The organism is Salinibacterium sp. NYA9b (assembly GCF_976973725.1).
The window spans coordinates 918,387-937,823 of the sequence record NZ_OZ333476.1; the positions used below are offsets into that span (position 1 = coordinate 918,387).

Annotated in this window: 15 protein-coding genes; 7 read left to right on the forward strand and 8 right to left on the reverse strand. The window is 61.4% G+C overall.

Going from position 1 to position 19,437, the window contains the following annotated elements; translation table 11 throughout:
• Positions 1–231: 231 nt before the first annotated feature.
• The 3 genes from ACWFSR_RS04370 to ACWFSR_RS04380 all read right to left on the reverse strand — a co-directional run bounded on the left by ACWFSR_RS04370 (position 232) and on the right by ACWFSR_RS04380 (position 2,311).
• Positions 232–633 (reverse strand): roadblock/LC7 domain-containing protein, encoded by a 402-nt coding sequence (locus ACWFSR_RS04370; RefSeq protein ID WP_197107278.1) that lies wholly within the window; start codon positions 631–633, stop codon positions 232–234.
• Positions 630–1,220, reverse strand: coding sequence for a GTP-binding protein (locus ACWFSR_RS04375; protein ID WP_197107277.1), 591 nt, complete (start codon positions 1,218–1,220; stop codon positions 630–632). The genes ACWFSR_RS04370 and ACWFSR_RS04375 overlap by 4 nt, the downstream gene beginning before the upstream one ends.
• 218 nt (positions 1,221–1,438) lie before the next feature.
• A complete protein-coding gene (locus ACWFSR_RS04380; protein WP_447523156.1) occupies positions 1,439–2,311 on the reverse strand; it encodes an EamA family transporter in 873 nt (290 codons plus the stop codon).
• 97 nt (positions 2,312–2,408) lie between these two features.
• On the opposite strand from ACWFSR_RS04380, the gene ACWFSR_RS04385 reads away from it, so the two are divergent.
• The gene (locus ACWFSR_RS04385; protein WP_447523157.1) at positions 2,409–2,918 is read left to right on the forward strand and encodes a MarR family winged helix-turn-helix transcriptional regulator; all 510 of its coding nucleotides are present in this window, start codon (positions 2,409–2,411) and stop codon (positions 2,916–2,918) included.
• Here the strand turns inward: ACWFSR_RS04385 and xylB are convergent.
• Positions 2,906–4,300: a xylulokinase gene (gene xylB / locus ACWFSR_RS04390; RefSeq protein ID WP_447523158.1), complete on the reverse strand. Its 1,395-nt coding sequence runs from the start codon at positions 4,298–4,300 to the stop codon at positions 2,906–2,908. The genes ACWFSR_RS04385 and xylB overlap by 13 nt on opposite strands.
• Positions 4,301–5,491, reverse strand: coding sequence for a xylose isomerase (gene xylA, locus ACWFSR_RS04395; protein ID WP_447523159.1), 1,191 nt, complete (start codon positions 5,489–5,491; stop codon positions 4,301–4,303). It abuts the gene before it with no gap.
• A 360-nt stretch (positions 5,492–5,851) separates the two neighbouring features.
• Here xylA and chvE point away from each other — a divergent pair, with 360 nt between their 5' ends.
• The 5 genes from chvE to ACWFSR_RS04420 all read left to right on the forward strand — a co-directional run bounded on the left by chvE (position 5,852) and on the right by ACWFSR_RS04420 (position 12,498).
• Positions 5,852–6,955 (forward strand): multiple monosaccharide ABC transporter substrate-binding protein, encoded by a 1,104-nt coding sequence (gene chvE, locus ACWFSR_RS04400; RefSeq protein ID WP_447523160.1) that lies wholly within the window; start codon positions 5,852–5,854, stop codon positions 6,953–6,955.
• Positions 6,956–7,043: 88 nt separating this feature from the next.
• The gene (gene mmsA, locus ACWFSR_RS04405; RefSeq protein WP_447523161.1) at positions 7,044–8,573 is read left to right on the forward strand and encodes a multiple monosaccharide ABC transporter ATP-binding protein; all 1,530 of its coding nucleotides are present in this window, start codon (positions 7,044–7,046) and stop codon (positions 8,571–8,573) included.
• A 4-nt stretch (positions 8,574–8,577) separates the two neighbouring features.
• The gene (mmsB, locus tag ACWFSR_RS04410; protein WP_197107270.1) at positions 8,578–9,777 is read left to right on the forward strand and encodes a multiple monosaccharide ABC transporter permease; all 1,200 of its coding nucleotides are present in this window, start codon (positions 8,578–8,580) and stop codon (positions 9,775–9,777) included.
• 42 nt (positions 9,778–9,819) lie between these two features.
• Positions 9,820–11,022, forward strand: coding sequence for an ROK family protein (locus ACWFSR_RS04415; RefSeq protein ID WP_447523162.1), 1,203 nt, complete (start codon positions 9,820–9,822; stop codon positions 11,020–11,022).
• Positions 11,023–11,088: 66 nt separating this feature from the next.
• Complete coding sequence (locus tag ACWFSR_RS04420) at positions 11,089–12,498, forward strand: GH1 family beta-glucosidase (RefSeq protein WP_447523163.1); 1,410 nt, start codon at positions 11,089–11,091, stop codon at positions 12,496–12,498.
• A gap of 25 nt (positions 12,499–12,523) precedes the next feature.
• Here ACWFSR_RS04420 and ACWFSR_RS04425 read toward each other — a convergent pair whose 3' ends face one another.
• The 3 genes from ACWFSR_RS04425 to ACWFSR_RS04435 form a co-directional block, all read right to left on the reverse strand.
• Positions 12,524–14,158 carry a SulP family inorganic anion transporter gene (locus ACWFSR_RS04425; RefSeq protein ID WP_447523164.1) on the reverse strand — a complete coding sequence of 545 codons (1,635 nt, stop codon included), beginning with the start codon at positions 14,156–14,158 and terminating at the stop codon, positions 12,524–12,526.
• Complete coding sequence (locus ACWFSR_RS04430) at positions 14,155–14,520, reverse strand: ArsR/SmtB family transcription factor (RefSeq protein WP_197110212.1); 366 nt, start codon at positions 14,518–14,520, stop codon at positions 14,155–14,157. Before ACWFSR_RS04430 ends, ACWFSR_RS04425 begins: the two co-directional genes overlap by 4 nt.
• Before the next feature lie 186 nt (positions 14,521–14,706).
• A complete protein-coding gene (locus ACWFSR_RS04435) occupies positions 14,707–16,515 on the reverse strand; it encodes a sigma-70 family RNA polymerase sigma factor (protein ID WP_447523165.1) in 1,809 nt (602 codons plus the stop codon).
• Between the two features lie 635 nt (positions 16,516–17,150).
• Between ACWFSR_RS04435 and ACWFSR_RS04440 the strand changes: the two genes are divergently transcribed.
• Positions 17,151–19,307, forward strand: a complete 2,157-nt coding sequence (locus ACWFSR_RS04440; RefSeq protein ID WP_447523166.1) for a DUF11 domain-containing protein — start codon at positions 17,151–17,153, stop codon at positions 19,305–19,307.
• The last annotated feature ends 130 nt before the right edge of the window (positions 19,308–19,437 follow it).

Sequence of the window (19,437 nt, forward strand, 5' to 3'; positions counted from 1 at the left end):
GGTGCATCGCGGTGGTTCTTCGGGTAAAAATCCTCGAGTCAGAATGTGATCTGCGGGTTAGACAAGTGATCGCGTTCTGTTCGTAGTTCCTGGTCCTACTGCGGGTGTTTCGGGTCGTGCATGCTCAGGTACTGCTTGTGTTGCTTGCGGGTTAGTGCGGGTTAGTGCGGGTTAGTGCGGGTTAGTGCGGGTTACGCGGGTAGTTCGGGGCCAGCGGGTTTTCGGTTTGTACTACTTCGCCATCAGGAGGGTTGTGAGCCTTCGCGCGGTTCGGCGCGCAGCGGTCAACGACCCGCCAATGGTTTCTCGATCGGTGAAAAGTGCGGCGAGTACCAGCGGGTGGCCTTGGACTCGTACTTGTACGACGTGGCCTTGTTCAGCCGCGACGATCACAAACTCGTTGTCTCCGAGCTGCAATTCTCTAGCGACAGCGTCGGCGAGGGCCTGAGTGGAACTGGCCATGCTCGCGAATCGATTGCTGTCAAATTCTTTACCGGCTACCGAAACGACGCTGAATCCGTCTTCTGTCAGAAGGGATGCGTAGCGAAGCGACGGTGCTAGGTCGCGAAGTCCGCCCAAGGCGAGTTCGCCTCGGACGATGTACTTGGAGTCGAGGTGGGGCGCGAGAGTCATCGTGCCCTCCGTCCACCGGAACCGACGCCGACACCGATACTGTCGGCGACGGCTTGCTTGAGCTCGATGTTGGCGATGAGGGTCATGAGGAGCGTCATCATCTCTTCCTGGGAACGAGCATCCACGGTAAGCACCGGGATCATCACGTCAGGCATTTCATCGGCAAGAGCGTTGGCGTATTCCTCGATCAGCGCGCGGGGCACGAGGTCGGCCCGTGTGAGGCCGATGACGATTCCGCCGCGCTCGTAGAGAGCGAAAAATTCTTTGACGTATTCGATGGCGGTCTCGACAGGGTTGTCGGCATCCGCATTCACCAGCAGCAGTACGCCCTCGGCTCGTTCGGCGAGAATCGTCCACATGAAGTCGAATCGACGTTGACCGGGAACGCCATACAGGCGAACTTTCTCGGCCTCGTTGATGCCGATTTCGCCGTAGTCGAGAGCCACCGTGGTGGTGGGTTTGTCGGCGACGCTTCGGTCGCTATTTGCGGCCTCCGTGCTGACGACATCGATCTCGCTGAGGGCGCGAATAGCGGAGGTCTTGCCGGCGCCCATTGGCCCGGCAAACAGGATTACGTGCTCTGCCATCTGATCCCTCCCCCAGGAGTTCGTTCTACGGTTCTTTCTCACTGAAGCATGCAAGCCCCCGAAGCGGGGTAGTAGACCCCCGTTTGGGTGTCGTTAACAATTGCCCCCATAAATGCTGACCAGAACGTTCTGTCTGTCCCCTCAAGACGTGCCGTGTTCTCGGGGAAGTCGGACGATTTTCTAGACCAATTCGGCGCTGGTCTCGACCGCGGCAGGGGTCATCGAGAGGGGATTGGGGTGGGTGTGCGAGCGGGAATTTGTGCCCCGACTATTGCCGCAAGAGCCAGCCCAAACCCGAGTAGTTGGAGTGCGCTAAAACGTTCGCCAAGGAGGAGTGCGCCGAGCGTGGCTGCAGTGAGGGGGGAGAGTAAACCGAGCACGGCGAGTGATGAAATCGGCACGATTCGAACGCCTCGAAACCAGAGTGTGTAGGCAACGATGCCGCCGACGATCCCTAGCCACGCATAGCCGGCGATAGCGGGCCCGCTGAGCGTTGCCGGAATGCCCTCTGCGAGCAGTGTGATGGGGAGGAGGAAGAGCCCGCCGGCGGTGAGAAGCCAGCCGGCATAGCTGAGTGCCGATACCTCGGGCGGTTTTCCCCAGTGCTTTGAGAGAAGCACTCCGAGCGCCATGGATGCCGTGCCGGCGAGCCCGGCGATGAGGCCGAGGGTGTCGAGTTGAGCACTCGCCCGCAACACAACGAGGGCAACGCCGAGTGCGCCGATGATGCCCCAGATCACGAGTCGCCAGGGAGCGCTTTGGCGAAAGACTACGACGATGAGCACGGCAACGATGAGGGGCTGGGCGGCGCCAAGGGTGGCGGCGACTCCGCCGGGGAGGCGGTAAGCAGCGATGAAAAGCAGGGGAAAGAAGGCGCCGATGTTGAGCACGCCGAGCACGAGGGATTTCCACCACCAGGCGCCGTGGGGCAGCTGACGGGCGATGGCGAGGGCGATCAGGCCGGCGGGCAGCGCGCGCACGAGGGAGGCGAAGAGGGGGTGCCCGGTCGGCAGCAGCTCGGTGGTGACGATGTAGGTGGTGCCCCACGCGATGGGCGCAATGGCGGTGATGAGAGTGTCGCGCAGCCGCATGAGAACTCCTTAGCATTGAATAGTTGAACGTTAAACAATCTAGCGGGGTTATGCTGGATTCGTCAAACAATTCAACGTTGAGAGATTCTGAGGCATCATGACAGACAGCGTCGATCGCATCCTCGCCCAATGGGCCGCGGTGCGCCCCGACCTCAACGTCTCGGCCATGGGCGTGCTCGGGAGACTGTCCCGCCTCACCCGACTCCTCGAGCGCGCGCAAAGCGACGTTTTCGAGACGCACGGTCTGCAACCGGGGGAGTTCGACATTCTCGCGACCCTGCTGCGAACGGATGCCGGACCACGCGGCCTCACCGCGGGCGCGCTTTCGGCCAGCGCCATGGTCACCTCGGGAGCGATCACCAATCGGCTTGATCGACTCGTCACGAAAGGGCTCATCTCGCGCGACGTCGATCCCGAGAACCGGCGCACCATCCGTGTAGCGCTCACCGAGCAAGGAACGCGCACCATCGAAGCGGCGCTCGCCGACCACCTTGAGAACGAGGAACGCCTACTGGAATCACTCAGCGCAAGCGAGCGAGCCCAGTTCGAAAGCCTGTTACGTGGCCTGTTGACCGTGCACGAAAGTGAGCCGAATCACACCGCGTAACGCGCGTACTGCTCCCGAATAATCGGGTGGAAGTCGGATGCCGGCTCCGCCACAGTGGCGATAGCCCAGTCGGGGCGTGTGCCGTCGAGCACCCACGCCGCCTGGGCTGCGGCGCCCAGCGCGACATACTCTGCGGGCTCGGGAACCACGACCGGCACCGCAAACACCTGGGACGCGATGGTCGACACTGCGGGGTTTTGGGCGGCGCCACCGATGAGGAGGATGCGCTCGGCGGAAACTCCTTGGCGACCGAGAGCGTCGAGGCCATCCGCGAGTCCACACAGCAGTCCCTCGACGGCGGCACGCGCGAGTGACGGGCGGGTCGTGGAGGCAAGCGTCATGCCGAAGAGGGTTGCTGTGGCATCCGGAAGGTTGGGGGTTCGTTCGCCTTCGAAGTAGGGCTGCAGCACGAGTCCGCTAGCGCCGGGGGTCGCTTCGAGCGCGAGAATGCCGAGCTCATCGTGGGTGACGCCCAGAAGTGTTGCGGTGCTGTCGAGCACGCGGGCGGCGTTCATGGTGGCGACGAGGGGCAGGAAGATGCCGCTGGCATCGGCGAAGCCTGCCACGGTGCCGGTGGAGTCAGGAACCTGAGTTTCGGTAACAGCGAAGACGGTTCCGCTGGTGCCGATCGAGACGACGACATCGCCTGCTCGTGCGCCCAAGCCGAGTGCTGCTCCGGCGTTGTCGCCAGCGCCGCAGCCAATCTCGATGGCGGTTCCCGCGACAGTGCCTGCGGATTCACCTGGCGCGACGATGCGGGGCAACACCACACCATCGGTCACGGAACTGCGCCCGAGTGCTGCCGTGAAAACCTCGTCGTCGTAGGTATTGGTGACGGAGTTGAAGTAGCCGGTGCCGCTCGCGTCAGAGCGGTCGGTCACCAACTCAGTCAGTTCAGGATTCTCGGGGCCGAAGCCGCGCAAACGCCAGGTCAACCAGTCGTGCGGCAGGCACACGGCGGCAACAAGGGCGGCGTTCTCGGGCTCGGCATCGCGCAGCCAGCGCAGCTTCGTTGACGTGAACGACGCAACCGGCTTCGAGCCGGTGCGCTTGGCGAGGTCGGGAAACTCGGCGCTGAGGGTGTCGGCTGCGGCAGCAGACCGGGTGTCATTCCACAGCAGGGCTGGGCGGATGACCCGGCCAGCGGCATCCAACACGACCATTCCGTGTTGTTGGCCGCCGACCGAAATCGCGGAGACGTCATCCAGCCCGCCCGCCTCGGTGATGGCGTCGTTGAGAGCCACCCACCAGGCATTCGGATCAACCTCGGTGCCGGCCGGATGGGAAGCGCGGCCGGTGCGCACGAGTGCGCCGGTCGCGGCATCCACGATCACGATCTTGCAGGACTGGGTTGAGGAGTCGATCCCCGCGACGAGGGTCATTTAGCGGGCGCCCATGAGGTGCTCGGTTGCGAGCTGCTGCAGGCGAACGAAGCCGAAGCCCTTGCCATTGAAATACGCCTCGTAGTCGAAGTCTTCGTACGAGGCGCGGTCTGCCAGCAGGTCGTCATAGCTTTCATTCTCGCCGAGAGTGTTCTCGGCCAGTTCGAAGACGCGCGCAGCTTCAAGAGCTTCTTGCACATCGGGGTCGGCACGGAATGCGGCTGCGCGCTCCTTGAGGAGCAGGTAGGTGCGCATGTTGGCGGCCGCGGAATCCCAGACGCCGGTCGAGTCTTCGGTGCGGCTCGGCTTGTAGTCGAAGTGACGCGGGCCGGTGTAGCTCTGACCTCCGTCGGGGCCACCGTTTTCGAGCAGGTCGACGAGCGAGAACGCGTTGTGCAGGTCGCCGTGACCGAAGACGAGGTCTTGGTCGTACTTGATTCCACGCTGGCCGTTGAGGTCAATGTGGAACAGTTTGTCTTGGTACAGCGCCTGAGCGATGCCCGAAGTGAAGTTCAAGCCAGCCATCTGCTCGTGGCCAACTTCGGGGTTCACGCCGAACAGTTCAGGGCGCTCAAGAGTTTCGATGAACGCAATCGCGTGGCCGACGGTCGGCAGCAAGATGTCGCCGCGGGGCTCGTTGGGCTTGGGCTCAATCGCGAAGCGGATGTCGTAGCCCTTTTCGGTGACATGGTCACCAAACAGGTTGAGAGCTTCGCGGTAGCGCTCCAGGGCGGAGCGAACGTCTTTCGCGGAGTCGTACTCTGCTCCCTCGCGGCCGCCCCACATGACGAAGGTCTTGGCGCCGAGCTCTACGCCGAGTTCGAGCTGACGCATTGCTTTGCGCATAGCGAAGCGGCGAACACCGCGGTCGTTGGAGGTGAATCCGCCGTCTTTGAAGACGGGAGCGCTAAAGAGGTTGGTGGTGACCATCGGCACGATGAGGCCGGTGTCGCTGAGTACTTGCTTCAGGCGGTCGATCTGCTTCTGGCGTTCGGCATCCGTCGATCCGAAGGCGAAGAGGTCATCGTCGTGGAAGGTAAGACCGTAGGCGCCGAGCTCGGCGAGCTTCTCGACGCCGTGAACGACATCGAGCGGGGCGCGAGTGGGGCCACCGAAGGGGTCGGCTCCGTTGTAACCGATAGTCCAGAGCCCGAAGGAGAACTTGTCGGCGGGGGTGGGTTGTGTAGGCATTGAGGCTCTCCGTTGACAGCGTTGGCAATAAGTTATTGAGAACAACATACTTCGGTAAAGCAGTCACGTCAATCTCGGAACGCAAAAGAAGATCCATGTATTTACTGACTTGAGGCATCAATTTGGCGAAAGTTTTCGAAAGTTGTTGCATTCAACGTATGAAGCAATATAAGTTCGCTCTATCAACAAAACGGGGCGCTTACCGCTGCCCCTCGCGATACAACGAAGTAGCGCTCCACGGCGCTGGTAATCCGGCCCGTGCTCTTCGTCTCTCGTGAGGACCGCAGCCAAGCCCCGGCCGGTCATACCCCCGTGTGGCTGGCTTGTTGCCCGGCAATCACATTTGAAAGGGACAACACGATGTCAATGAAGAAGATAATTGCGGTCGCAGCAGCGACTGTAATGGCATTCGGACTCGCCGCCTGCAGCAGCGACGAAGCAGGAACTGGCGGCGGCAGTGAAGGTAGCGTCGGTATCTCGATGCCTACCCGCAGCCTCGAACGCTGGATCAACGACGGCGAAGGCCTCAAGGCCCAGCTCGAAGATGCTGGCTACTCGGCAGACCTGCAGTACGCGGACGACAAGGCCGATACTCAGATCAGCCAGATTCAGAACCAGATCGCTTCGGGCGTTGACGTCCTCGTCATCGCGGCAATCGACGGAGAGCTTCTGGCCCCGGTGCTCGCCGATGCGGCAGCACAGGACATCGCCGTCATTTCTTACGACCGTCTGATCAACGGCACTCCCGACGTCGACTACTACGCGACGTTCGACAACTACAAGGTTGGCCAGCTTCAGGGTGAGTTCATCGAAGAACAGCTCGGACTTGCTGATGGCGCCGGCCCGTTCAACCTTGAGCCTTTCGCCGGTAGCCCCGACGACAACAACGCCAAGTTCTTCTTCTCTGGCGCGTGGGATGTCTTGCTTCCTTATGTAGAGAACGGCCAGCTGGTTGTTCCTTCGGGCAAGGCTCCGGCGAGCAACGATGACTGGGCAAGCATCGGAATCCTCGGCTGGAAGTCTGACTCGGCTCAGTCCGAACTCGACAACCGTCTGGGTTCGTTCTACACCGGTGGCGAGAAGATCGACGTCGTTCTTTCTCCCAACGACAGCCTCGCTCAGGGTATTGCCGCTTCGCTTCGCAGCGCTGGTTACACCGCAGGCACCGACTGGCCGCTCTTGACCGGTCAGGATGCCGACAAGGCTAGCGTCGTCAACATCCTCGCTGGCGAGCAGTCGATGACGGTCTGGAAGGATACCCGCGAACTGGGCAACGTCGTCTTCGGTTTCATCGAGGCGATCATGGCCGGCGACGAGCCGGAGATCAACGACACCGAAACGTACGACAACGGTGAAAAGGTTGTTCCCGCGTTCCTCATTGCGCCCGAGGTTGTTGTGAAGGATGACGTGCAGTCGAAGCTCATCGACTCCGAATTCCTGAAGGCCTCAGACGTAGGACTCTAGCCCCGGCTAGATCCCAGTAATACGATTCGACGATCGGGGGACGGCACAGCAGCCGTCCCCCGAAAGTCACTGCGAGCGGAGCACACTCATGACTGCCATCCTCAGCATGAACCAGATCACAAAAGACTTCAGCGGCGGCGTTCGCGCCCTCGACGGCGTGAGCCTCGAGGTCGAACGCGGACACGTTCACGCTATTTGCGGTGAAAACGGCGCCGGTAAATCAACCCTCATGAAGGTGCTGAGCGGGGTCTATCCCGTCGGCAGCTATGGCGGCAGCATCACCTTTGAGAACCACGAGACCGCGTACCGGTCGATCAACGATTCCGAGGCCGACGGCATCGTCATCATTCACCAGGAGCTCGCGTTGAGTCCCTACCTCTCTATTGCAGAGAACATCTTCCTCGGTAACGAGATCGCCACGCGCGGTGTTGTCGACTGGCCCAAGACCAACCGCGAAGCAACCATGTTGCTCGCGCGCGTCGGCCTCGACGAACTACCCAGCACGCCCGTGCTCGAACTCGGTGTCGGCAAGCAACAGCTTGTGGAGATCGCTAAGGCCCTCTCCAAGCAAGTGAAGCTGCTGATTCTGGATGAGCCAACGGCGGCCCTCAACGATGAAGACTCGGCACACTTGCTCGACCTCATCAACAGCCTTCGCGGCCAGGGCATTACGTGCATCATCATTTCGCACAAGCTCAAAGAGATTCGCCGTATTGCGGATACCGTCACGATCATCCGCGATGGCCAGACCATCGAAACCTTCGAGATGAAGGAAGCGGATGCCACGGAAGCGCGCATCATTCGCGCGATGGTCGGCCGTGACCTCGACAGCATGTTCCCGCCGCACACCCCAGAGATTGGCGATGAGCTATTCCGGGTGGAGAACTGGACGGTGCATCATCCGGTCGACACCACGCGCAAGGTTGTCGATGACGCCTCGTTCTCGGTGCGGGCGGGCGAAATCGTCGGCTTCGCTGGGCTCATGGGCGCAGGGCGCACCGAACTCGCGATGAGCATCTTCGGTCGCTCCTATGGCAGCCACATCAGCGGCACCGCGTTCAAAGAGGGCAAAGAGATCTCGGTCAAGACCGTCAGCGAGGCGATCGGCCACGGCATCGCGTACGCCACCGAAGACCGTAAACACTTCGGCCTCAACCTGATTGGCAGCATCGCGGTCAATATCTCAGCGGCAGCGCTCTCGAAGCTCTCACGCTTCGGCATCGTTGACCGCTTTGCGGAGAACAAGGTCGCCGAGGACTACCGCGGCCAAATGAACATCAAGACTCCGAACGTGTCGGTGCTCGCCGGCAACCTCTCGGGAGGCAACCAGCAAAAGGTTGTCTTGAGCAAATGGATGTTCTCCGGCCCCGACATCCTGATTCTCGACGAACCCACCCGCGGCATCGATGTCGGTGCCAAGTACGAAATCTACGGAATCATCAACGATCTCGCCCGTCAGGGCAAAGCGGTCGTCGTGATCTCCTCAGAACTACCGGAGCTTCTCGGACTCTGCGACCGCATCTATGCGATCTCCGAAGGCACCATCACCGGCGAGATCGATCGCGCCGACGCTACCCAAGAACGACTCATGCACTTGATGACCGCGGGAAAGGACTAACCCGATGAGCACCACAACCCCCACTCGTAAACTGCCCAAGATGCGGGTCGACCTGCGTCAGTACGGCATCCTCGCCGCGCTCGCCGTCATCGTCATCCTGTTCCAGGTGTTGACGGATGGCCGGCTTCTGCTGCCCGGAAACCTCAACAACCTCATCCAGCAGAACGCCTATGTGCTGATTCTCGCCGTGGGCATGGTCATCGTGATTATCGCGGGACACATCGACCTCTCGGTGGGCTCCGTCGTGGCGATGGTCGGTGCGGTTGCCGCGATCTCAATGAGCCAGTGGGGGATGCCCTGGTGGGCGGCCGTCATCATCTCGCTTCTGCTCGGCGCAGCGGTCGGAGCGTGGCAGGGATTCTGGGTGGCCTTCGTAGGTATCCCGGCCTTCATCGTCACGCTCGCGGGCATGCTGTTGTTCCGCGGTCTCACGCTCGTGTTCCTCACGGGCGGCACGATCAACGCGCTTCCCGGCGAGTTCAACGCGATCGGCGGCGGCTGGCTGCCCGAGTTGTTTGGCACGATTGGTGAAGGTCGCGGCAGTCGCGACATCCTCACAATTGTCTTGGGCGTTCTTGCGGTAGCAATGCTGATCACTCAGCAAGTGCGCAGTCGCGCCAAGCAACGCAGTCTTGAACTTCCCGTGGAGCGCAGCGTTTCGTTCTGGATCAAGAACGGTGTCGCTGCGGTCGTAATCTTGGCGCTCACCTTCCAGCTCTCTGCCTACCGCGGAACCCCGATCATCCTGATCATCTTGGCCGTGCTGATTCTGCTCTTCACGTTCGTGTTGAACCAGACCGTCTTTGGCCGTCACGTCTACGCGATCGGTGGCAACCTCTTCGCCGCGCAGATGAGTGGTGTGAAGACGTCGTGGATCAACTTCTTCGTCTTCGTGAACATGGGCGTGCTGGCGGGTCTCGCGGGTGTCGTCACGACGGCGCGTGCTGGTGGTGCTGTGGCATCCGCTGGTCAAAGCTTCGAACTGGATGCCATCGCTGCCGTCTTCATCGGTGGCGCGGCGGTCACCGGTGGTGTCGGTACGGTCATCGGTGCCGTAATCGGTGCGCTCATTATGGGTGTGCTCAACATGGGCCTGTCGATCCTCTCGGTGGATGCCGCCTGGCAGCAAACGATCAAGGGACTTGTGCTGTTGCTTGCCGTGGCGTTCGATGTCATGAGCAAGCGCCGCGCCGGACGTCGCTAGTCTTAGCATCAACGTTTTATTGCCAATCGAGTGGAACCGCCCGTGAACCAGAACACCCCGCCCTCGTCGTCGCTGCCGTCGTCGACCGGTACTGGTGGGCGCGGCGATCGCACTCGGCGGCACAACCTGTCGCGCGTGCTGACCCTGCTTCATCGCGGGGCTCAGCGCCGCTCACAGTTGACTTCGCAGACGGGGCTCAACCGCTCGACTATTGCGGCGCTCGTGGCCGAGCTCACCGAGCTGGGGTTGGCGTACGAAAGTGAGCCAGATCCCACTCGGCAGGTAGGTCGCCCGTCCCCGATGGTGAACGCGGATGCTCGCACGGTTGCCATCGCGGTCAACCCCGAGATCGACGCCATCACCGTCGGAGTCGTGGGCCTCGACGGTTCGCTCTTGAAGCGCATCCGCTACGAGACAGAAACGCCCCCTTCTGTTTCCGAGTTCGTGAAGATCTCGAGCCTGATCATCGAGAGCGTGCGCGGGGAGTACGAAACGTCGGGCCGCATCGTCGGTATCGGTATTGCGGCGCCCGGTCTCGTCCGCGTCGAAGATGGCCTCGTGCGCTGGGCACCTCACCTTCACTGGCGGGATGAACCCGTCACGGAACTGCTAGCCGAGGCGACCGGCTATCCGGTCTCCACCGCCAACGACGCGAGTGTGGGTGCGCTCGGCGAGCACATCTACGGCGCTGGCCGCGACATCGATGACCTCATCTACCTCAACGGTGGTGCCAGCGGTATCGGTGGCGGCATCATCAGCGGCGGGCGGCCTCTCACCGGTCGTGCCGGCTATGCCGGCGAGTTCGGCCACGTGCGCGTCGAGAATGGTGTCGCCGAGAAGGGCACTCGCGAAGAGGGCAGCCTCGAGACCGAAGTGAACCGCGCTGATCTGCTGCAGGCGCTTGGCCTCACCAACGTTGATGCCGAAACGTTGGATGCCGCGCTGCGCGAACCCACTGATCCTGCGGTGAGTGAGTTGGTGCGCCGCCAGCTGCTCGCGCTCGGCACGTCGCTGCGCAACGCGGTGAATGTGTTGAATCCTGAAGTAATTGTTTTGGGTGGCTTCTTGGCATCCATCTTCGCGTTCGACCCCGAATTCTTGATCGAGCGCGTGCGCAGCCAGTCGCTCGAAGCATCATTCGAGGGCGTGCAGATCGTGCCCGCTCAGCTTGGCGCAGATCTGCTCATGATCGGTGCCGCTGAGCTTGCTTTCGCTGCGCTTCTCGAAGACCCGGCGGCGCTCTAGCCTCACCGCTTCGTTACCTCGGGATAGTTTCGGCCAAATCGAAGCTCCCGGTCTTAGGGTTACTAGATGAACTCCGATTACCGTGATTCTGGTCTCGTGTTTCCGCCCAACTTCATCGTCGGCTCCGCGACGGCGGCGTATCAAGTAGAGGGCGCTGCGCGTGATGGCGGGCGCACCGAATCCATCTGGGATACCTTCAGCCACACCCCGGGCAAGACCTGGAACGGCGATACCGGCGATGTTGCCGACGACCACTATTACCGTTTAGAGTCCGACCTCGATCTCATGGCCGAGCTCGGCCTCGACGCCTACCGCTTCTCCATCTCATGGCCGCGCTTTCAGCCGGGCGGGCAGGGCCCGATCAACCCGAAGGGAGTCTCGTTTTACTCGCGGCTCGTCGATGGTCTGCTGACCCGCGGCATCCGCCCCATCGCCACTCTGTATCACTGGGATCTGCCGCAAGAACTTGAGGATGAGGGCGGTTGGCCTGAGCGCGATACCGCCATGTGGTTCGCCGAATACGCTGAGCTCGCCGCCACTGCCCTTGGCGATCGCGTGCACACATGGACGACCCTCAACGAGCCATGGTGTTCCGCCTACTTGGGTTACGGCTCGGCGTCGCATGCCCCCGGTCGCGCGCGGGATTCTGACGCGCTCGCAGCCGTGCACCACCTCAATCTCGCGCACGGAATGGCCGTGCCCCGCATCCGTGCCGCCGCGACGAATTCGCCGGAGGTGTCGGCGACCCTCAACTTTCACGTCATTCGGGGTGAGGATGCCGAGGCCACGCGTCGCATCGATGCGCTCGCGAACCGCGCCTTCACGAGCCCGATGCTGCTCGGTCGCTACGACGATGACTTCATTGCCGACACGAGCGAGGTCACCGATTGGTCGTTTGTGCACGCGGGCGATCTGGCGACCATTCATCAGCCGCTCGATTTCTTGGGCGTCAACTATTACTCCACGGTCACGGTGAAGATGTGGGATGGCGTGAGCGAGCGGGCGATGAACGACGGACACAAAGACATGGGTGGCTCCGCGTGGCCGGGCAGCCGCAACGTCGAGTTTCTCAAGCAGGACGGCCCTTACACGGCGATGGGGTGGAACATTGCCCCCGATGGTCTTGAGGAGTTGCTCGTTGATCTGAGCGAGCGGTTCCCCGACCTGCCGTTGATGATCACTGAAAACGGTGCCGCGTTTGACGACGAGGTGACGGATGGTCGGGTGCACGATGTCGACCGGGTCGACTATCTCAACCGGCACTTCACGGCCGCGCATCGAGCGATGCAGCGCGGGGTGAACCTGCAGGGGTATCTCGTGTGGTCACTGCTCGACAACTTCGAGTGGGGCTACGGCTATTCGAAGCGCTTCGGCATCGTGCGGGTCGACTACGACACTCAAGAACGCATCGTGAAAGACAGCGGGTTGTGGGTTTCTGGGGTCGCCAAGAACAAGGTGACGCCCACTCTGAGCTAGCCGAGTTCGTGAGCGGCGCGCTGGGTTAGCGCGCCAGCTCTGCTCGACGAATGTGCGAACGTGCGTGCTCGATCGCGGGCTCGAGGTCGGCGAACAAATGGTTGGGGTGCCGCAGCGAGCTGATCACTCCGAGCCGTTTCAGCACATCCAAATGTTCGGGGCGGATGCCCTTGATGATCACGGTCACGCCGCGCTTCTCGAGAGCAGTGATGAGTTCGGTGAGGGTGTGGGCACCTGTGGCATCAACGAGGTGCAGTTGCGACAGCCGCACGATCACGACTTCGAGGCCTTCGTGTTCGTTGATGCGGTCGATGAGGCGTTCCGCTGCTCCAAAGAACAGGGACCCATCGATACGGAACAGCGCGATGCGTTCGTCGCCGGGTTCGGGGGAGCCCGGAAGCTCTTCGCGGTGAACGCCGCTGGCTTTGCTCATCGTGCGGAGAGCGAAGAAGGCTGCGGCCGCGATTCCGATGCCGACCGCAATGATGAGGTCGAAACTCACGGTGATGATGCCCGTGATCACGAACACGGCGGCTTCAGATTTGCCGGTGCGCAGCATTGTCTTGATTAGGGTCGGCGACATCATGCGGGCCGCGGTGGCCATGAGAACGCCCGAGAGTGCTGCCAGCGGGATGACGGCGACAACCTGAGCGGCCAGGTAGACGACGGTCAGTAGCGCGAGGGCATGCACGACTGCCGAGAGGCGAGTGCGACCGCCAGACCGCACGTTCACGGCGGTGCGGGCGATGGCGCCGGTGGCCGGCATCCCGCCAAAGAAGCTGGAGGCGACGGATGCCAACCCTTGGCCCACAAGTTCGCGATCGGCGTTGTAGGGGCCCGTGTCTGACATGCCAGCGGCGACGCGCGCGGAGAGCAGGGATTCGATGGCGGCGAGGGCGGCGACGGCGAACGCCGGCCCGATGAGGGTGAGCAGATCGAAGTCGAATGACGGCACGGTCGGTGAGGGCAAGGATGCGGGAAGCTCGCCGATGGTGGCCAGCGGAAGGTTCAGCGCCTGGGCAAGGATGGTGACGATCGCAATGGCGATGAAGGATGCCGGAAGGCGCCCGCTGATGCGCGAGAGCAACAACATGATGGCAATCACGGCGGCAACAACGGCGAGGGGCAGCAGGGCGGCGGGCCACTGGGCGGCAGTGATGAAGGCGATGGCGGCGAGCACGGCGTTGGTGGGGTGTTCGGTGCCTTCGGTGCCGAGCGCGGAGGGCACTTGCTGCAGGAAGATGATGATGCCGATGCCGACGGTGAAGCCTTCGATCACTGGCCAGGGAATGTAGCTGACGGTGCGGCCGAGGCGCAGCACTCCGGCAATGACAACGATGATGCCCGCCAGCAGGGTGACGATCGCCACCGCTTCAACGCCAGAACTAACCACGATGGGGGCAAGCACCACGACCATGGCACCGGTGGGGCCCGAGACCTGCACGTTCGAGCCACCGAAGACGGCCGCGACGATGCCGGCGACGATGGCGGTGATGAGCCCCGCTTCAGCGCCAACTCCTGAGCTCACGCCAAAGGCAAGGGCGAGGGGGAGGGCGACGATTCCGACGGTGATTCCCGCGATCAGATCGCCCCGCCAGCTGGTGCGCAGCAGGCGGTAGTCTTTCGCGCTCGGCAGGAGCTCTTTCCAGGAACGTTTCATCGGGCATCCGGAATCGTGGGTAGTCCGGCAACGAGATCGCGTTGGCTGTCGGTGTCGGCAAGGATTTCGCCGAGCAGCACGCGCGCGACACGGAGGAGTTCAGAAATTTGGGGGTGAGCGAGGCGGTAGTAGACGACGCTCGCGCGACGTTCGGAGACGACGAGCCCGTAGCGGCGCAGCACGGCGAGGTGTTGCGAGAGGTGGGAGGCTTCGAGGCCTGTCGCGGTCAGCATCTCGGCGACAGAGGCTTCGTCGGCCGCTGACAAGATTTCGAGCACCCGGATGCGGTGAGGATGCGCGAGCCCCTTGAAGAGGTTCGCCTTGATTTCGTAGAGCGGCCTGCGCTCATCGAGAACGGCCATTCATGTGCTCCTGATCGGTGCGTGCGCTGTGCGGGCGATGTGGTTGCGCTGTAGTTGTGACAGCGAGTAATCGCCCACTTGCTGAATTGATGTAATCATCATATCAGGAGAACGGCTATCGGGGAGTCGCCGTGAAGCAACCTCCTCTGCTTCAGAGGGATTGCGCTTGCCTCAACTCTTCTTGAGTTACGGCTGAGCCGAACTCGCACTCACGCTAACGTTGTCGATTCCGACTGGCGAAGCGTTGGAGCTTGCGATTGACACTCGGGTGGTGTGGCCGGTTGCTGTGAAGTTGAGTGATCGGTGGTCAATGGCGGAGTCGCTCAAGGTCACAAAGGTGTCGACTAGCTCCCCTTCGATATAGAAACGGCCGCCATCGCCGCCAGGCCATCCTGCCTGTCCATCCGCCGTCGGTGCTCCGGAGGCTCGTGTGTCGTACGTCAGCACGTAGCTCTGACCGATCACGGTCGGAACCTCCTGGTGGATCACCCCAGCGATGCTGGCCCAGGGGCCATTCGTGAATGGTGCGGCGAATGACGACCCGAGCTCCGGTGACCAGATTTGCATCGCAACGTCGCCCGGGGGGCCAAAGCGGCTGATCACTAGCCAGCCGCCGAAGTTGTCGCCGGGGTGAAACTGGCCGCCCGCGTTGGCGTATCCGCTGGAATCGAAAGTGCCGTTGCTGACCGGATCGGGCAGAGCCACTATCGGGGCTGGATCCGTGGGGGTCTGTGACGGGGGCGTGCTGGAAGAACCTGCTCCTGATTGTGGTTCGGGGGTGTTCGTGGCCACGGCCGATGGCGTCGAGGGAGCGGGAGTAGTCACCGCATTAGTCCCATCACCCGACGCAGCATCGCCCGCGAGATCGATGCCGGTTTCCCGGCCTTCGCGCCTACCCTCGTCGAGTTGGCTCTGAGTCATTCCGTCGTCAACGGAGTTGCCCGCTAGCACTGTCTCAGTCCAGCCGGCTCCGGCGCCGGAGATGATCACGGCGGTCGCTAGAACCGCGGCGCTTGCTGCAGCCACTGTCGCCGCTAGTCGCGAGATATAAGGAATCGCGCGCGCTGCGGTCGCAGCCGCCGCGGGCGCACCAACCGCGGCATTAAAGCCAGTGGCTTGGGAACCCGCCAACACGTCAGAATCGGAGCTTGCGGTGACCGCGTGAACGGGAGCTGCTCGAACAAAATCGAAGGCGGAGCCACCCAGAATGAGCACCGCGATTACTCCCAAGAGGCCGCGGTTGACGTCGCGCAGCTCAGCACAAATGGCGGCACAGTTCTCGCAGCCCGCAACGTGTGCAAGGACCACTTCGCTTTCTCTGCGGCGGAGCGTCTGGCGGGTAAATGACCCCAACTTTTTGGCGATCTCTTGGCAGTCGCGGGCGGCGCCGCTTGCCACCAGTGGCTCGAGTTCGTTGAGATGCGATTGCAGATACAACTCGCGAAGCCCCTCGCGTGCTCGAAGCCGAAGCATCGATACCGCCTTCGGCTTCATCCCCATGATGGAGGCAACCGCCGTGGGGGTAAGCCCTTCGACGTCGAGATACCAGAGCACTGCTTGCCAGTTCTCTGAAAGGGCGCCGAAAGCGCGGACTACGACTCTGCTCTCGAAATGTTCGATCGTGGGATCGGTCTCGCCGTGTTGACGTGTGATGACTTCGCGCTCGACAGGCTCGAAATCATCCACCAAGACTGAGTTCGCATCAGCCTTCGCATGCGCGTGAAAGCTATTGCGGATGACGGTGTAGAGGTAGGCGCGGAAGAACTCCTCTGGGCCTTTCCCGCGCTGAAGAACGCCGAGTATTTGTTCGAATGCTTCGGCGACGAGATCGTCGGCGTCTAGCGTCGTGCTTGACGAGAGCCGGCGTGCATAGTGCAGAGCGCACTCGTGATGGCGGGCGAAAAGAGTGCCGAAAGCCTCTAATTCGCCTCGACGCACACTTGTGATGAGGTCAGCATCAGAGCTGTCAGTTTCGATGGTTGGTGCTTCAGACAATGCTGCCCCCGCAGACTCGTCCCCGTGGTGCACATGCCTATAACAGGAGGGTCGGGAAATCCCTCGGTCTTGTTCGGATTGATCCATTTCTAGCAGATTTTGGCATTTCTTCGTTACCCCCGGCCACTTTTCGACTCTCACCGTACGACAAAAGAAAAGCCAGCGAAGAATAACCATCTTCGGGCTGGCTAACGAAACGACTACGTCGGCGCGGGTTTCAAGCGTTGGTGTTATCGGTCGGATGGAGGACATTGTGGTTGGTAGCAGTCTCGCGGTGGTTCGCGTCGATCCGAGTGATCTTCCTAGACAGGGCACGGGCTCTCACACGCTGGTGACGGAGGCAATGGATCTCTCGCCGCTAGTTCAGGATTCAGCGTTGGACCCGACGTCGTCGCCGGGGAGTGCTCAGCTGTTTCCCTGGCGTTTGTCGCCGCGCCCTAGCCGACATCCTCGAAGCCCCGAGAAAGATCCCGACGAAGTCTGACCCCGCTGTAGTCCCCAGTTTTAGCGCGAACCCGATTAACGCACCCAGAAAGGCCACCATGCACACGACAAGTGCCACACCGCGAAGAGGAAGTCGGAATGCTTTCTCGAGAGTGGTTTCCACGATCACAACCCTTACCCTTAGCCTCGCTATGGCTGTCGCAGTAGCTACGCCGGCTGCTGCAGCACCAGGCGATCCTTTCGACCCGAACCTGTCTACGGTGTTCCTTGCGCAAGGCCCTAGTGGTGGTGGTGCGGTCACTACCCTTAACGCCATAGTCGCGGGTCCCGCCGGGTCCACATTTCAGCAAGTGGGCGTCGCTCAAATTAACTACAACGCGATTGCATTCAATACCGCGGACAATTTCGTTTACGCAGTTGCGACTCGTGGCGGTCTCGCATCGGACGGCGTTACCGTAATTGTCGCGAATACAGTGGTAAGAGTCGGTGAAGGTGGGTATGTCACGCCAACGTCCTTGGTGCTTCCCGCGATTCCCGGCATTAACGCGAACGGTGACCCCTTTGCCTACAACTCTGCGGCAATCGATGCGGCTGGTCGTTTCTGGGTAAACCACGGTCTGTCGAGCGAGTGGCAAGTCGTCGATCTTGCGACGCTCCAGACGACGCCCCTTACGATGACCCTCAATGGTGCTCCCTATGACAATGCCGGCGTGAGTGACATCACCTACGCAGACGGCTTTATGTGGGGCGTTGATGCTTCACGCCAAATCGTCCGTATCGCATTGGACGGCTCCGTGTCTTTATTCCCGCCGCTATGGCAGCAAGTAGGGGCCGGCGGAGGTTTTGGTGGCGCTTGGACTTACGGCAACGGCAACCTCGGTATAATTCATAACGCCTCCGGAATCATCTACCAGATCGCCGTGTCAGATCCGGGCGCAACAGCCCCGACCTTCACGCTAGTCTCGACGAGTTCGGCGCCGTCCTCCTACGACAATGATGCAACCTATCTTGGCGGTATTGCAGACTTGAGCATTGTTAAGACTGGCCCGGCAATTTACACCCCGGCATCAACGATTCAGTACGACCTGACCGTTACCAATAACGGTCCGGGAACTTCGACGGGTCACCAAGTGGTTGATGTCGTGCCCGGGCCGTTGACTGCGGTCTCCGCTTACGGCTGTGCTGTGTCCGGAAACACCGTGACCTGCCCCGGTGGTCAGCTTTTGGCCGGGGAATCTGTCACGTACACCGTTGTCGCTGCGGTACCGAGTACGTCCGGCGACTGCATCACCAATGTCGCGAACGTGGTCGGCAACGAAACGGATCCTGTCACGGACAACAACACCGACGACGCGATTTCGTGCGTTGGATCAACGACCCCCGAGAAAACGTCGGACCGGGCTTACAACTCGGTCGTGCATCCGGGCGACACGATCAACTACACCTTGACGTTTGAAAACAACACCAACTTCGAGTCGACCGTCGATTACTACGACAGCCTGGCCGCAGTGCTCGACGACGCGACGCTCACTTCGGCACCCGTATCGAACTTTGCCGGAGTGGTGGCATCGGCGGTCACCAACGATGAGTTCACTATCAATGGCCTTCTGCCGGCAAACAGCGTAGCAACGGTCACCTACCAAGTGACGGTCAGCGATTTCGCTGATCGAAACGACAGCATCCTCACCAACTACCTGATGGCAACGGGCGATCCGATTCCTGCGGAATGTAACGCTGGCGATGCGTTGTGTACTCAGCACTTGACCGAAGAAGTGCCTGTCGGCACGATCATTGCGGTCAAGACTTCGGACCGTGCATTCGCGTCATTGGTGAACCCCGGAGAGACCATCAGCTACACGCTCACGTTCTCTAATAACTCCGCATTCGATGCGCCCGTCGCTTACACGGATGACATGAGCGGCGTGCTCGATGACGCCGACCTAGGCCAGAGCCCAACAGCAACATCGCAGCGCCTTACCGTGTCTGCGATTGCGAACGGCCGCTTCACAATCACAGGCGTTCTCTCGCCGGGAGAAAGTGCGGATGTGACCTACACGGTTATCGTTCGAGCTCCCGCGGATCGTGGCGATAGTCAGCTGAGTAACTTCCTCTTCGTCTCCACCGAGACGGTTTCGACGGAATGCGTCGAGGGCGACCCGCTCTGCACAACCGCAGTAGGCGGACCGGGCACGACCACGAGTCGTCTTGCTTGGACGGGAAGCAGTGCAACGAACTCCACTACTGCTTCTGCGCTTGTGTTGCTCTTGGCTGGTTTGCTACTGATGACCGCACATTTTGCACAGCGTCGAAGCGCCATCATTCGTGAGAACGCGAAGCTCCTCAGCTAGGGAGGATTGAGAACAGACGCTCGAGGCGGTGTGGCGTAATGCTGCACCGCCCTCAGCCTTTGGGCCGGGATCGAACCTGCCGCAGCGTGGTTCCTGTGGACAACGGCCGAAGCGCTGGCCGCTCACTCCG